The sequence below is a fragment of the Pseudomonas neuropathica genome (assembly GCF_015461835.1).
Classification (GTDB): Bacteria; Pseudomonadota; Gammaproteobacteria; order Pseudomonadales; family Pseudomonadaceae; genus Aquipseudomonas; species Aquipseudomonas neuropathica.
The window spans coordinates 42329-57191 of record NZ_JACOPX010000028.1 but is presented as its reverse complement, the minus strand read 5'-3'; the positions used below and the strand labels follow the sequence as shown (position 1 = coordinate 57191).

Annotated in this window: 11 protein-coding genes; 5 read left to right on the top strand and 6 right to left on the bottom strand. The window is 59.7% G+C overall.

What is annotated here, in order from left to right; translation table 11 throughout:
• Positions 1-139: 139 nt before the first annotated feature.
• The 3 genes from H8F23_RS28190 to H8F23_RS28180 form a co-directional block, all read right to left on the bottom strand.
• Complete coding sequence (locus H8F23_RS28190; protein WP_093433700.1) at positions 140-1384, bottom strand: lipoprotein-releasing ABC transporter permease subunit; 1245 nt, start codon at positions 1382-1384, stop codon at positions 140-142.
• Positions 1385-1447: 63 nt separating this feature from the next.
• On the bottom strand, positions 1448-2146 hold the full coding sequence (lolD, locus tag H8F23_RS28185; protein WP_407692568.1) for a lipoprotein-releasing ABC transporter ATP-binding protein LolD: 699 nt from the start codon (positions 2144-2146) through the stop codon (positions 1448-1450).
• Positions 2139-3389 (bottom strand): lipoprotein-releasing ABC transporter permease subunit, encoded by a 1251-nt coding sequence (locus H8F23_RS28180; RefSeq protein ID WP_194936515.1) that lies wholly within the window; start codon positions 3387-3389, stop codon positions 2139-2141. The genes lolD and H8F23_RS28180 overlap by 8 nt, the downstream gene beginning before the upstream one ends.
• Before the next feature lie 94 nt (positions 3390-3483).
• Between H8F23_RS28180 and H8F23_RS28175 the strand changes: the two genes are divergently transcribed.
• Positions 3484-4065: a PilZ domain-containing protein gene (locus H8F23_RS28175; RefSeq protein WP_034156427.1), complete on the top strand. Its 582-nt coding sequence runs from the start codon at positions 3484-3486 to the stop codon at positions 4063-4065.
• A 14-nt stretch (positions 4066-4079) separates the two neighbouring features.
• On the top strand, positions 4080-4802 hold the full coding sequence (locus tag H8F23_RS28170) for a glycerophosphodiester phosphodiesterase (protein ID WP_095121056.1): 723 nt from the start codon (positions 4080-4082) through the stop codon (positions 4800-4802).
• 42 nt (positions 4803-4844) lie between these two features.
• Here the strand turns inward: H8F23_RS28170 and sthA are convergent, their stop codons facing one another.
• Both sthA and H8F23_RS28160 read right to left on the bottom strand, forming a co-directional pair.
• Positions 4845-6239, bottom strand: coding sequence for a Si-specific NAD(P)(+) transhydrogenase (gene sthA, locus H8F23_RS28165; protein WP_158955726.1), 1395 nt, complete (start codon positions 6237-6239; stop codon positions 4845-4847).
• 197 nt (positions 6240-6436) lie between these two features.
• The gene (locus H8F23_RS28160; RefSeq protein ID WP_228759413.1) at positions 6437-7381 is read right to left on the bottom strand and encodes an FAD:protein FMN transferase; all 945 of its coding nucleotides are present in this window, start codon (positions 7379-7381) and stop codon (positions 6437-6439) included.
• A 162-nt stretch (positions 7382-7543) separates the two neighbouring features.
• Here H8F23_RS28160 and tcuC point away from each other — a divergent pair, with 162 nt between their 5' ends.
• On the top strand, positions 7544-8845 hold the full coding sequence (tcuC, locus tag H8F23_RS28155) for an MFS transporter (protein ID WP_194936514.1): 1302 nt from the start codon (positions 7544-7546) through the stop codon (positions 8843-8845).
• Positions 8846-9014: 169 nt separating this feature from the next.
• Here tcuC and H8F23_RS28150 read toward each other — a convergent pair whose 3' ends face one another.
• Positions 9015-10478 (bottom strand): glyceraldehyde-3-phosphate dehydrogenase, encoded by a 1464-nt coding sequence (locus tag H8F23_RS28150; RefSeq protein WP_186624461.1) that lies wholly within the window; start codon positions 10476-10478, stop codon positions 9015-9017.
• 354 nt (positions 10479-10832) lie between these two features.
• On the opposite strand from H8F23_RS28150, the gene mfd reads away from it, so the two are divergent.
• Positions 10833-14282 (top strand): transcription-repair coupling factor, encoded by a 3450-nt coding sequence (gene mfd / locus H8F23_RS28145; RefSeq protein WP_194936513.1) that lies wholly within the window; start codon positions 10833-10835, stop codon positions 14280-14282.
• A gap of 10 nt (positions 14283-14292) precedes the next feature.
• On the top strand, positions 14293-14859 hold the full coding sequence (locus H8F23_RS28140) for a CsiV family protein (RefSeq protein WP_093433687.1): 567 nt from the start codon (positions 14293-14295) through the stop codon (positions 14857-14859).
• Positions 14860-14863: the final 4 nt, after the last annotated feature.

Here is a 14863-nt window from a genome sequence, read left to right as displayed (position 1 = left end):
ACGTCCATCAAGCATTGAACATCTTGAGCACCGAAGGCAGAAGCGAACGGAGCAGAAGGCAGCTCAAGGCTGCCTTCTGCTTGAAACAGGTTTTACCGGACACTAGTGACGCAGAGCGTGGGAACGAGCATGGAATCGCTTACGAATATCTCAGGGCGTGAGCCGGCTCGATCTTCGCCGCCCGCCAGGCCGGATACACCGTAGCCAGAAAGCTCAGGATAAAGCCCGCCGAGCAGATCAACAGCACATCCCCACCCTGCAATTCCGACGGCAAATTGCTGACGAAATACACATCAGAACTGAAGATGTGCTGCCCGCTGACTCGCTCGATCCAGCCCACGATCTGACTGACATTCAGCGCGGCGATCACGCCCAACACGCCGCCAATGATCGTACCGACAATTCCGATCACCGTGCCCTGGACCATGAAGATCGCCATGATCTGTCGTGGCGTGGCGCCGATGGTACGCAGGATCGCGATGTCCGCGCCCTTGTCGTTCACCACCATGATCAGGGTCGCGATGATGTTGAACGCCGCTACCGCGACGATCATCAGCAACAGCAGGCCGATCATGGTTTTTTCCATCTTCATCGCACTGAACAGGCTGCCCTGGGTGTGGGTCCAGTCGTCAGCCTTGAACTCGGCGCCCAAGCCGGCAGCGATGTCCGAAGAGACTTTCGGCGCGGCGTACAGATCCTTGACCGCCAGACGCACGCTCTGTACCTGATTCGGCTGCCAATGCTGCATGGTCGCGGCGTCAGCCACGTGGATCAGGCCCATCGAGCCATCCAGTTCGGCGCCAACCTTGAACACGCCCACCACGTTCAGACGCTGCATGCGCGGGGTAATGCCGCCCGGGGCGGTGCTGACTTCCGGCACGATCAGGGTGATCTTGTCGCCAACGTTGAGGCGGAAACGGCGCGCGGTGATTTCACCAATCACCACGCCGAACTCTCCCGGTTTCAAGGCATCGAGACGGCCCTGCACAATGTGCTGGGCAACGATGGAGACCTTGCCTTCCTGCGCCGGATCGACGCCGCTGATCTGGATCGGCTGCATCAAGCCCTTGTAGGACAGCATGCCTTCCATCTCAGTGAACGGCACGGCGGCGGTCACTTCAGGGTTTTTCATCGCGGCGGCGGCCACCGGCTGCCAGTCATCGATCGGCTTGACGCCCACGATGGTGGCGTGCGGCACCATGCCGAGGATGCGCGAGCTCATTTCGCGCTGGAAGCCGTTCATCACCGACAACACTACGATCATCGCCAGCACGCCGAGGGCGAGGCCGATCATCGAGGTCATCGAAATGAACGAAACAAAGCGATTGCGGCGCTTGGCGCGGGTATAGCGCGTGCCGATAAAGATCGATAACGGTCTGAACATTCGCTGGGGCACCGTATAAAAATAAAAGACCCGACGCCTTTACAGACGTCAGGTTTCAGCCAGTCAGATAGGCGTGAGGCAACCTTCTTGCAGGTGCAGTACGCGATCCATCTGGCGGGCCAGGTTCATGTCGTGAGTCACCACCAGGAACGCCGTGCGCATGGAGGTGCTGAGTTCCAGCATCAAATCCTGAATGCCTTGGGCGGTGTGGGAATCGAGGTTACCGGTTGGCTCGTCGAGCATCACCAGGCCCGGCCTGTTCACCAGGGCGCGGGCGATGGCCACACGCTGACGTTCACCGCCGGACAGTTCCGCCGGTTTGTGCTCCAGGCGATGACCGAGGCCGACGCGTTCCAGCAACGCCGTGGCGCGCTGACGCGCTTCCGGGATCGGCGTCTTGCCGATCAGCAGCGGCATGCAGACGTTTTCCAGTGCGGTGAATTCCGGCAGCAAGTGGTGGAACTGGTAAACGAAACCAAGCGCACGGTTACGCAGCAGGCCACGCTTCTTCTCGCTCAGCGCCGACAACTCTTCACCGTCGAGCCAGACGCTGCCCTTGGTCGGCGTATCGAGGCCGCCGAGCAGGTTGAGCAAAGTACTTTTGCCCGAACCCGAGGTGCCGACGATCGCGACACGCTCGCCCGGGTGCAACTCCAGTTGCAGGCCGGCCAGTACTTCTACCGATTCCGGGCCTTCCTCGTAAGATTTGCCCAGGTTGCGGCAGCTCAGGATTGCTTGTTCACTCATGCCCGACTCACTCATAACGTAGCGCCTCCGCCGGCTGGGTGCGCGCGGCACGCCAGGCTGGATACAGGGTGGCGAGGAAACTCAGGACCAACGCAGCGGCGCAGACCATGACCACATCCTGGCTCTGCACCTGCGACGGAAGATAATCAATGAAATACACGTCAGCATTAAGGAATTTGTGGCCGATCAGGCCTTCCAGTGCCGAGATCGCGGCGCTGACATTAAGCGCGGCGAAAATACCCACCACCGCGCCAATCGCCGTACCGACCACACCGATCACCGTGCCCTGCACCATGAACGTGCGCATGATCGTGCCCGGCGTCGCGCCCAACGTACGCAGAATGGCGATGTCGCCTTTCTTGTCGTTGACCACCATCACCAGCGTGGAAATGATGTTGAACGCAGCGACAGCGACGATCAGCAGCAACAGCAGGCCGATCATGGCTTTTTCCATGCGGATCGCCTGATACAGATTGCCGTGGGTGCGGGTCCAGTCACGGGCGTAGTAGTGGTCTTCGCCAAGCTGCTGGGCGATGTTCCATGCCACACGCGGTGCCTGGAACAGGTCGTCGAACTTCAGGCGAATGCCCTGCACCTGATCAGGCTTCCAGCGGTGCATCTTCGCCAGATCCTGCAGGTTGGTCACGCCCAGATAGCCATCGAGTTCGCCAGCGCCGACATGGAAAATGCCGACAACGGTGAAGCGCTTCATGCGCGGGAACATCCCGGCCGGGGTCACGCTGACCTCCGGCGCGACGAAGGTGACCTTGTCACCGATGCCGACGCCGAGCTTGGTCGCCGCCTTGTCGCCGATGACGATGCCGAAGCTGCCCGGCGTCAGATCGTCGAGCTTGCCCTGTTTCATGAAGTTGTCGATGATCGACACATTGCGCTCCAGCGCAGGGTCGATGGCATTGAGCACCACCTTGGACACCTGACCGTTATTGGTCAGCAGGCCCTGCATCTGGGTGAACGGCGCAACCGCCGTCACCTGCGGGTTCTGCTTGACCTGGGTGGCCAGGCTTTGCCAATCGTTGATCGGCTCAGTGGATTCAATGGTCGCGTGGGGCACCATGCCCAGCACACGGGTGCGCATCTCATGATCGAAGCCGTTCATCACCGACAACACGACGATCATCACGACCACGCCAAGGGCGAGCCCGATCATCGAAGTCAGGGAAATGAATGACACAAAATGATTGCGACGCTTTGCACGGGTATAACGCGTGCCGATAAATACGAAGAGAGGTCTGAACATGTCGGGGCTTGTTCGGAGGGAAAAGGAACGTCCTTGTGGCGGGGGTCGATAACCAGCTTTACACTCAGACCACCGCCGCTACCATGGGTTCGCCATGTCGACATTAGATGAAGAAGATCGCCGCGAATACTACCGTATCGAGGACACGATCGCACTGGAAATTCGGCCCCTGTCCGCTCCCGAAGCCGCAGGCCAGGAAGTGTTGCAGGATGCTTCCCCACTGTTCAACCTGCTCAGCGAACTGCACCTGAGTGAATTCGAGTCGCAACACCTGTTGCGGCAGATCAGCGAGCGCGACCGGGCCATCGCCGCGTTCCTGAAATCCCAGAACAAACGCATCGACCTGCTCAGCCAGGTGGTCGCCCTGACCGTACTCGGTCATATCGGCGAGCCGCAACCGGTGATCATCTCCGAGGGCGGAATCGACTTTCAGCACCCCACACCGATTGCCACCGGCGCTCACCTGTCAGTGAAACTGGTGCTGATGCCGCAAGCGCTCGGCCTGCTGCTGCGCGCACGCGTCACCCATTGCGACCGCAAGGGCGAAGGTTATGACGTCGGCACCGAGTTCGAACACTTGACCGATGCCCAGCGCCAGTTGCTCGCCCGCTATATCTTGCAGAAGCAGGCTCAGGAACGACGTCTGGCCCGCGAACAGAACGAATCAGGCATTTAATTTAAGGAAGAACCGTGACCCTCATCTACGGCCACCGCGGCGCCAAGGGCGAAGCACCGGAAAACACCCTGAGCAGTTTTCAGGAATGTCTCAAGCACGGCGTGCGCCGCTGCGAACTGGATCTGCACCTGTCCAAGGACGGCGAGTTGATGGTCATCCATGACCCGACCCTCAAACGCACCACGGAACGCCGCGGCAAAGTCGTTGAGCACACCGCCGCCGAACTGGTGACCTACGACGCGCGCAAGGGCGGCCCCGGCTGGATCAAGCCGTGCCCGATTCCGACGCTGGAAGAGTTGTTCGAGAAATGTGATTTCGATCACTGGCAGCTGGAAGTCAAAAGCGCTTCGCGTACTCGCGCGGCAACCACCGTGCTGGCGATTCGTGAAATGGCTCAGCGCCATGGCCTGCTCGACAAGGTGACGATCACCTCGAGTTCGCGGGAAGTGCTGAAAGCGGCGCTGGATCTGGTGCCGGACGTGTCACGCGGATTGGTGGCCGAATACGCTTGGCTCGACCCGTTGAAGGTCGCGGCCAGCTATGGCTGTGAGATTCTCGCGCTGAACTGGACACTGTGTACGCCGGAACGCCTGCAAAAGGCGCAGCGTCAGGGGCTGCATGTGTCGGTGTGGACCGTCAACGAGCCTGCGCTGATGCGCAGACTCGCCGACTTCGGCGTTGACAGCCTGATTACAGACTTTCCCGGTTTGGCCACTGCCACCCTCGAGAATTGCTGAAATCGGTCTCCCCGGCCGGCCCAGGCCACCGGCCGGAGCCCGTCAAAAAAGCCGGTTGAGGCCGTCGTACGCCGCGACCCGATAGGCTTCAGCCATGGTCGGGTAGTTGAACGTCGTATTGACGAAGTACTTCAGGGTGTTCAGTTCGCCCGGCTGGTTCATGATCGCCTGACCGATGTGGACGATCTCCGACGCCTGATAACCGAAGCAGTGAACGCCGAGCACTTCCAGGGTTTCACGGTGGAACAGGATCTTCAACATGCCTTGCGGCTCGCCGGCGATCTGCGCACGCGCCATGCTCTTGAAGAACGCCTTGCCGACTTCGTACGGCACTTTGGCCTGGGTCAGTTCCTGTTCGTTCTTGCCGATCGAGCTGATCTCCGGAATGGTGTAAATGCCGGTCGGCACGTCATTCACAAAGCGCCAGCTACCGTTATCGACGATGCTGCCAGCAGCCGAACGACCCTGGTCGTGGGCGGCACTGGCCAGGCTCGGCCAGCCGATCACGTCACCGGCACCGTAGATGTTCGGTACGCAGGTGCGGTAAGCCTCGTCGACCTCGATCTGGCCACGACTGTTGACCTTGACGCCGATGTTTTCCAGACCCAGCGTGTCGGTGTTGCCGGTACGACCGTTGCACCAGAGCAAGGCGTCGGCCTTGATCTTCTTGCCGGACTTGAGGTGCAGGATCACGCCGTTGTCGACGCCTTCAACGCGATCGTAATCTTCGTTGTGGCGCACGGTGATGTTGTTGTTGCTGAAGTGATAGCTCAACGCTTGGGAGATTTCCGAGTCGAGGAAGCTCAGCAACTGACCACGGTTATCGACCAGTTCAACCAACACACCCAGACCGCTGAAGATCGATGCGTATTCGCAACCGATCACGCCGGCGCCGTAAACGATCAGTTTGCGCGGGGTGTGGCCGAGGCTGAGGATGGTGTCGCTATCGTAGATACGCGGGTGGTGGAAATCGATGTCCGCCGGGCGATAAGGACGCGAACCGGTGGCGATGATGATGTGCTTGGCCACCAGCTTCTCGACCACGCCGTTGGCGCAGACCACTTCGATGGTTTGCTCATCGGCGAAGCTGCCGGTGCCGAAGAACACGTCGACGCGGTTACGGGCGTAGTAGCCGGTACGCGAAGCGACTTGTTTGGAAATAACCTTTTCAGCGCTTTTCAACACGTCCGGGAAGGAGAACCAGCGTGGCTCGCCGATCGCCCGGAACATCGGGTTAGTGTTGAACTGCATGATCTGCCGCACCGAGTGACGCAGTGCCTTGGACGGGATGGTGCCGAGGTGGGTGCAGTTGCCGCCGACCTGGCGACGGCTGTCGACCATCGCGACCTTGCGCCCTGCTTTGGCGGCGTTCATTGCCGCGCCTTCTCCCGCCGGGCCGGAACCCAGCACCACCACGTCGTAGTTGTAGACAGCCATGCGTACTCCTCAGAACAGGCCGCGGTGCCAGCAGCACCGGCGGCTAAATCACGCCGAACGGCGGCGCGAAGGAACAATTGGGGGTCAATCAAGAACCCGGACACAGTCTATAGAAGCGTCAACGCCGCGCACATTAACCCTTGGTCGCGTCGTAGGCTACTTTTGCCTGCACTACAACGCCAGCTTTCGTATTGTTCTCAGTCAGTTTTCTTGCCACTGAGGCGCTCGAAAGCCGTGTTGGTACGAACGACAAAACCTGTATCGGCACGAATCACAAAGAATGCACCAATGTCATGTTTTTCGGCATAGTCCCACGCCCTTTCCGGGCCAAGAATCAGCAACAGTGTCGATAGTCCATCAGCCATTAGCGCTGAAGGATGAATAACCGTGACTGACGCCAGGTCGTGTAGGACCGGTGCACCGGTGCGCGCATCGAAGGTGTGGGAATAACGCCTACCATCCTGCAGGAAGTAGTTGCGGTAGTCGCCGGAAGTAGAAACCCCGTAGCCGTCGACATCGATGATGCGCTCGGCGACCTGCTGATCATCACGGGGTTCTTCCAGAGCAATGCGCCAAGGTGAGCCGTCGAGCTTTCTGCCTTTGGCTTTTAACTCACCCGTGGCTTCAGCGAGGTAATCGTGGATGCCCATGGCATCGAGCCGTGCCGCGATGGTGTCGACGGCATAACCGGCGGCGATGCTGTTGAAATCGACTTCGACGGCGGCGTCCTTGCACAACTGCTCGCCATTGATGCGCAAGTGCTGATAACCGACGCGCGACATCAACTCGGCGAGTGCGGCGGCGCCAGGGACTTTCTCTTCGCGCCCCTGCGGGCCGAACCCCCAGAGATTCATCAGCGGTTCGACAGTCAGGTCGTAGGAGCCTTCGCTTTGCGCTGACAGCTGTTCGCCTGTGCGGACCAGTTCGAGTACCGCTGCAGGCATTTTCTGACAGCGGTTGGCGGGCAAAGCGTTGAAGCGCTCGATGTCCGAATCGTTGCGATAGGTGGATAGCTGCCGATCGACTTCGCCGAGGATCCCCTCCACTTCACCGCGAACTTGCTTCGGCTCGGGCAAGCCGGAGCGACGCACATACTTGATTGAATACGTGCTGCCCATGGTCGGCCCACCGAAGCCTTCCATGGAGTCGCCATTGCCGCAGCCAGCCAATATGCCAGCCAGAATCACAAGCCCCAGCAACCGTCCAGTGAACAATTATTCATCTCTCCGTAAAACCGCGACGGCCATTATGGATTAAAGGATCTGCAACATCTTTATACAAAATCCAATAGTGAGTACCTGAACATGTCCTCCACCACGGGCAAAGGCAAAGCGATTTTTCGCGTTGTCAGCGGCAACTTCCTCGAAATGTTCGATTTCATGGTCTACGGCTTTTACGCCACAGCCATTGCCAAGACCTTCTTCCCCACCGACAGCGCCTTCGCTTCGCTGATGCTTTCACTGGCAACCTTTGGTGCCGGCTTCCTGATGCGACCGCTCGGGGCGATTTTCCTCGGCGCCTATATCGACCGTCATGGCCGTCGCCAAGGGCTGATCATCACGTTGGCGTTGATGGCTGCCGGTACGGTGCTGATTGCCTGTGTGCCAGGCTACGCAACCCTCGGCGTCGCCGCGCCACTGATCGTGCTGTTCGGTCGCTTGCTGCAAGGCTTTTCCGCTGGCGTAGAACTGGGCGGTGTATCTGTCTATCTGGCAGAGATCGCCACCCCGGGCCGCAAGGGCTTCTTTGTCAGTTGGCAATCCGCCAGTCAGCAAGCGGCAGTGGTTTTCGCCGGCCTGCTCGGGGTCGGCCTAAATCACTGGCTGAGCCCGGAACAAATGGGCGACTGGGGCTGGCGCGTGCCGTTCCTGATCGGCTGCATGATTGTGCCGGTAATCTTCGTCATTCGCCGCTCGCTGGAGGAAACGCCGGAGTTCCAGGCCAGAAAACACCGCCCTACCCTGCAGGAAATCGTCCGCTCGATCGGTCAGAACTTTGGCATCGTCATCGCCGGCATGGCGCTGGTGGTGATGACCACGGTGTCGTTCTACCTGATCACCGCGTACACCCCGACGTTCGGCAAGGCTGAGCTGCACCTGTCGGATTTCGACGCGTTGCTGGTGACGGTGTGCATCGGCCTGTCGAACTTCTTCTGGTTGCCGGTGATGGGTTCGGTGTCTGACAAGATCGGCCGTAAACCCTTACTGCTGGCGGCGACGATTCTGGCGATCCTGACCGCCTACCCGGCGCTGTCGTGGCTGGTGGCGAACCCGAGCTTCAGCCATTTGCTGATTGTCGAGTTGTGGCTGTCGTTCCTCTACGGTTCGTACAACGGCGCGATGGTGGTGGCGCTGACCGAGATCATGCCGGTGGAGGTGCGCACGACCGGTTTCTCGCTGGCTTACAGCCTGGCAACCGCGACGTTCGGCGGGTTTACCCCGGCGGCGTGTACGTACCTGATTCATGTGCTGGATAACAAGGCTGCGCCGGGGATCTGGCTCAGTGGTGCGGCGGTGTTGGGGCTGATAGCGACGCTGGTATTGTTCCGCGGTAATAAGCATGAACTGCGCACGGCGCAAGCGGCCATACCCGGCGGCGCTCGATAAATCGCTTTCGCGAGCAAGCTCGCTCCCACAGGGGATTTTCTAAGCGCCACAGATCCAGTGTGGGAGCGAGCTTGCTCGCGAAGGGTCAGCACTGACAACACAGCTCTAAAAGGCACACAAACAAAAACGCCCCGACCTAGGTCGGGGCGTTTTCATGTGCAGCTATCGCTTAGCGCGGGAACGCTGGCGGGTTTACACCGGCCATGTCTTCCATCACGCGAACCACCTGGCAGCTGTAGCCGAACTCGTTGTCGTACCAGACGTACAGAACAACGCGGTTGTCCTGAACGATGGTCGCTTCAGCGTCGACCACACCGGCGTGGCGCGAGCCAACGAAGTCGGTCGAAACCACTTCCTGGGAATTGACGAAGTCGATTTGCTTGTGCAGATCGGAGTGCAGCGCCATGTAGCGCAGGTACTCGTTCATCTCTTCACGGGTAGCGGCTTTCTCAAGGTTGAGGTTGAGAATGGCCATCGACACGTTTGGCGTCGGAACGCGGATCGCGTTACCGGTCAGCTTGCCGGCCAGCTCAGGCAGGGCCTTGGCAGCAGCGGTGGCAGCACCGGTCTCGGTGATCACCATGTTCAGCGCGGCGCTACGGCCACGGCGATCGCCCTTGTGGAAGTTGTCGATCAGGTTCTGGTCGTTGGTGTACGAGTGAACGGTTTCGACGTGACCGTTGATGATGCCGAACTTGTCATTCACAGCTTTCAGCACCGGCACGATGGCGTTGGTGGTGCAGGAAGCGGCGGACACGATCTTGTCGTCAGCGGTGATTTCGTTGTGGTTGATGCCGTGAACGATGTTCTTCAGCTTGCCTTTGCCAGGCGCGGTCAGGACAACGCGGTCGATACCCGGGCACGCCAGGTGCTGACCGAGGCCATCGGCGTCACGCCATACACCGGTGTTGTCCACCAGCAGCGCGTCTTTGATGCCGTACTGGGTGTAATCCACCTCGGTCGGGTTCTTCGCGTAGATCACCTGGATCAGGTTACCGTTGGCGGTGATGGTGTTGTTTTCTTCATCGATGGTAATGGTGCCGTTGAACGAACCATGGACCGAATCGCGACGCAGCAGGCTGGCGCGCTTGGTCAGGTCGTTGTCGGCGCCTTTGCGCACGACGATGGCACGCAGACGCAGACCGTCGCCACCACCGGTTTTCTCGATCAGGATGCGCGCCAGCAGACGGCCGATACGACCGAAGCCGTACAGCACAACGTCGGTGCCTTTACGTGCGGAAGCGTTTTGCTGGCCAACCACGTCAGCCATTTCTTCACGAACGAATTGCTCGGCGCTGCGGCCATTGCCTTCGTTACGGAATTTGAACGCCAACTTGCCCAGATCTACCGAAGCCGCGCCGAGCTTGAGCTCGCTCATGGCCTTGAGCAGTGGGAATGTTTCGTGGACGGAGAGTTCGCTGTCGTCGGAAGAACGGTGGCGCGCAAAGCGGTGAGCTTTGAGAATCGCGATGACAGACTGGTTGATCAGGCTGCGGCCATAGATCGAGCTCACCACGTTGTTATTGCGGTAGAGCTGACCGATAAGCGGAATCATCGCTTCTGCGAGTGCTTCACGGTCGATCCATTCACCAAGACACTGGTCGGGCTTCTGAGTCACGGTAACCTTCCACATGTAGGGGCAGAAAAAAGGGGCTACATTATGCCGCCGACAACCTCATTCAGCAATGCGCGCTTGTCGCGAAATCGGTAACAAAATCCCGTTCAAAAAAATTGCGCCTCGCGCCAGCCCAGTAAAACCGGGGCTTTCAGCGCAGTCAATTTTTCGACGACTGTTAGACGATGTCTGTAACCCTCCGTAACACCAGCCACTTTCGGCACTACATAATCGCTAAAAAACCGCTGGTTTTTATGGTTACCACTACATTTCGCGCAAACATCGAAGATAGACGTAGTCTGCAACTGACAGGCGGCACCGGACGCCGCTACAATTACCGACTTTGTCGCAAAGCCTGGAGCTCAACCTTCCGTGCCCGTTCTGCGTCTACCGCTACTCCCTGCCGAGGCAGGTAAACAGCATTGGGGCAATCTGCCCGGTGCCGCCCTCAGCCTGGCGATTGCCGAGGCTGCCAGCGCTGCCAAGCGCTTCACCCTGCTACTGACCGCCGACAGCCAGAGTGCTGAACGACTGGAACAGGAGCTGAGTTTCTTCGCCCCGGATTTGCCCGTTCTGCATTTCCCTGACTGGGAAACCCTGCCGTACGACCTGTTCTCGCCGCACCAAGACATCATTTCCCAGCGCATCGCCAGCTTATATAGGCTGCCGGAACTGGCGCATGGCGTGCTGGTGGTGCCGATCACCACAGCGTTGCACCGCTTGGCGCCGACCAAATTCCTGCTCGGCAGCAGTCTGGTGCTGGATGTCGGACAGAAACTCGATGTCGAGCAAATGCGCTCGCGGCTCGAAGCCAGTGGCTATCGCTACGTCGACACGGTTTATGAGCACGGCGAGTTCACCGTGCGCGGTGCGTTGATCGACCTGTTTCCGATGGGCAGCAAGTTGCCGTATCGCATCGACCTGTTCGATGACGAAATCGAAACCCTGCGCACCTTCGACCCGGAAAACCAGCGCTCCATCGACAAGGTCGAATCGGTCAAACTGCTGCCGGCCCGTGAGTTCCCGCTACAGAAAGACGCGGTCACCCGCTTCAAGGCGCGTTTCCGCGAGCGCTTCGACGTGGATTTCCGACGCTGCCCGATCTTCCAGGATCTGAGCAGCGGCATCACCCCGGCCGGGATCGAGTATTACCTGCCGCTGTTTTTCGACGAAACCTCGACCCTGTTCGATTACCTGCCGCAAGACACGCAAGTGTTCTCGCTGCCCGGCATCGAGCAAGCAGCGGAGAATTTCTGGAACGACGTGCGCAATCGTTATGAAGAGCGCCGCGTCGACCCATCGCGTCCTTTATTGCCACCAGCGGAACTGTTCCTGCCGGTGGAAGATTGTTTCGCTCGCTTGAAGAGCTGGCCACGTGTGGTTGCCAGTCAACAAGACGTCGAAACCGGCGTCGGCCGCGAGCGCTTCCCCGCGCAGGCTCTGCCGAATCTGGCGATCGAAGCCAAAGCCACCCAACCGCTGGCGGCGCTGTCGGCGTTCCTCGATGAGTTCCCCGGTCGCGTGCTGTTCACCGCCGAATCCGCGGGCCGTCGTGAAGTCCTGCTGGAATTGCTTGAGCGCCTGAAGCTGCGGCCGAAAAATGTCGACAACTGGCCTGATTTCGTCGCGAGCAAGGATCGTCTGGCGATTACCATTGCCCCGCTCGACGAAGGCCTGATGCTGGATGACCCGGCGCTGGCACTCGTCGCGGAAAGTCCGCTGTTCGGTCAGCGTGTGATGCAACGTCGTCGCCGCGAGAAACGCAGCGACGTCAGCAATGACGCGGTGATCAAGAACCTCACCGAACTGCGCGAAGGCGCGCCGGTGGTGCACATCGATCACGGTGTCGGCCGCTATCTGGGCCTGACGATTCTGGAGATCGACAATCAGGCGGCCGAATTCCTCACCCTCGAATACGCCGAGAACGCCAAGCTTTACGTGCCCGTAGCCAACCTGCATCTGATCGCGCGTTACACCGGCAGCGACGATGCGCTGGCCCCGCTGCACCGTCTCGGCTCGGAAACCTGGCAGAAGGCCAAGCGCAAAGCCGCCGAACAGGTGCGCGATGTTGCCGCTGAACTGCTCGACATCTATGCCCGCCGTGCCGCTCGCGAGGGTTACGCATTTGCCGACCCGAAAGCCGATTATGCGACGTTCAGCGCCGGTTTCCCGTTCGAAGAAACCCCTGACCAGCAATCGACCATCGAATCCGTGCGCGAAGACATGCTCGCGCCGAAACCGATGGATCGCCTGGTCTGCGGCGACGTTGGTTTCGGCAAGACCGAAGTGGCCATGCGTGCGGCATTCATCGCCGTGCACGGCGGTCGTCAGGTGGCGATTCTGGTGCCGACCACCCTGCTCGCCCAGCAGCACTACAACAGCTTCCGCGACCGCTTCGCCGACTGGCCAGTGACCGTGGAAGTGATGAGCCGCTTCAAGTCGGCCAAGGAAGTGAACGCGGCGATCGCCGACCTGGCCGAAGGCAAAATCGACATCGTCATTGGCACGCACAAGCTGCTGTCCGACGATGTGAAAATCAAAAACCTCGGGCTGGTGATCATCGACGAAGAGCACCGTTTCGGTGTCCGTCAGAAAGAACAGCTCAAGGCCCTGCGCAGTGAAGTCGACATTCTTACGCTGACCGCCACACCGATTCCGCGCACGCTGAACATGGCGGTGTCGGGCATGCGCGACCTGTCGATCATCGCCACGCCGCCAGCACGACGCCTGTCGGTGCGCACTTTCGTCATGGAGCAGAACAAGAGCACGGTCAAAGAGGCCCTGCTCCGCGAACTGCTGCGTGGCGGTCAGGTGTACTACCTGCACAACGATGTGAAAACCATCGAGAAATGCGCCGCCGATCTCGCCGAACTGGTGCCGGAAGCCCGCATCGGCATTGGTCACGGACAGATGCGCGAGCGCGAACTCGAACAGGTGATGAGCGACTTCTATCACAAGCGCTTCAACGTGCTGATCGCCTCGACCATCATCGAGACCGGCATCGACGTGCCGAGCGCCAACACCATCATCATCGAGCGCGCCGACAAGTTCGGCCTGGCACAACTGCACCAGTTGCGTGGTCGTGTCGGCCGTAGTCACCACCAGGCTTACGCCTACCTGCTGACGCCGCCGCGCCAGCAAATCACCTCGGATGCGGAAAAGCGTCTGGAAGCGATCGCCAACACTCAGGATCTCGGTGCTGGTTTCGTCCTGGCGACCAACGACCTGGAAATCCGTGGCGCTGGCGAACTGCTTGGCGATGGCCAAAGCGGACAGATTCAGGCCGTGGGCTTCACGTTGTATATGGAGATGCTGGAACGTGCGGTGAAGTCGATCCGCAAGGGCGAACAACCAAACCTCGATCAGCCGCTGGGCGGTGGCCCGGAAGTCAACTTGCGAGTGCCGGCGCTGATTCCGGAAGACTATCTGCCGGACGTTCACGCCCGTCTGATTCTGTACAAGCGCATTGCTTCGGCCACCGACGAAGAAGGCTTGAAGGATCTGCAAGTCGAGATGATCGACCGTTTCGGCTTGTTACCGGAACCGACGAAGAATCTGGTGCGCATCACGGCGTTGAAATTGCAGGCTGAGCAACTGGGTATCAAGAAGGTCGATGGCGGACCGCAAGGTGGGCGCATCGAGTTCGAAGCGCAGACGCCGGTCGACCCGATGACGCTGATCAAGCTGATCCAGAGCCAGCCAAAACGCTACAAATTCGAAGGCGCGACGATGTTCAAATTCCAGGTACCGATGGAACGTCCGGAAGAGCGCTTTAATACTGTAGAGGCGCTGTTTGAGCGCCTCCTCCCGAAATCTGTTTGAAGGACGCCCAATGCGCCTGTTCCGCTCAGTGACTTTGCTACTTGCTTTGGTAGCCCCTTCGGCTTTCGCCGATGACCTGTATCAGGTCGAAATGATACTGGTGCGCCAGAACGCCGTGCCGGCAATCGTCAGCCGCGCCGCGCCGGAAGACTGGGCCGCTGGCGCCCAGCGTTTGAGCGACGACAGCAAACGCACACCGGCGTTGAACGACGTTGTCAGCAAACTCACCGCCAGCGGCGACTACAGCGTGCTGATGCACAAGGCCTGGCAGCAAACCCTTGGCGAAGCACCGGCAAAAGTGGCGGTCAGCGACGGTCAGGAGCAGTTCGGTCAATTCCCGATCGAGGGCACGCTGGAAATGAAACTGGGACGTTTCACCGATGTGAACGCCGATTTCTGGGTCAATCAGATCGACGCCAATGGCCTGGTCACCGCCAGCGAGCGCCTGAAGCAGGACAGCCACACCAAAAATGGCCAACTCAACTACCTGGACAACGGCCATCTGGCCTTGCTGATCAAGATCACTTCCCTGACCGCGCCAGCGCCACGGGAAGCGCCTGAAGCGATTCCGGACTGATCGA

What these genes read in the sequence shown, in the direction of transcription:
- H8F23_RS28140 (WP_093433687.1), top strand. Translation starts at nt 14,293, where the DNA reads ATGCGCCTGTTCCGCTCAGTGACTTTGCTACTTGCTTTGGTAGCCCCT.
- H8F23_RS28160 (WP_228759413.1), bottom strand. Translation starts at nt 7,381, where the DNA reads ATGGAAGGCTTCGGTGGGCCGACCATGGGCAGCACGTATTCAATCAAG.
- H8F23_RS28175 (WP_034156427.1), top strand. Translation starts at nt 3,484, where the DNA reads ATGTCGACATTAGATGAAGAAGATCGCCGCGAATACTACCGTATCGAG.
- H8F23_RS28190 (WP_093433700.1), bottom strand. Translation starts at nt 1,384, where the DNA reads ATGTTCAGACCGTTATCGATCTTTATCGGCACGCGCTATACCCGCGCC.
- tcuC (WP_194936514.1), top strand. Translation starts at nt 7,544, where the DNA reads ATGTCCTCCACCACGGGCAAAGGCAAAGCGATTTTTCGCGTTGTCAGC.
- H8F23_RS28150 (WP_186624461.1), bottom strand. Translation starts at nt 10,478, where the DNA reads ATGTGGAAGGTTACCGTGACTCAGAAGCCCGACCAGTGTCTTGGTGAA.
- lolD (WP_407692568.1), bottom strand. Translation starts at nt 2,146, where the DNA reads ATGAGTGAGTCGGGCATGAGTGAACAAGCAATCCTGAGCTGCCGCAAC.
- H8F23_RS28180 (WP_194936515.1), bottom strand. Translation starts at nt 3,389, where the DNA reads ATGTTCAGACCTCTCTTCGTATTTATCGGCACGCGTTATACCCGTGCA.
- sthA (WP_158955726.1), bottom strand. Translation starts at nt 6,239, where the DNA reads ATGGCTGTCTACAACTACGACGTGGTGGTGCTGGGTTCCGGCCCGGCG.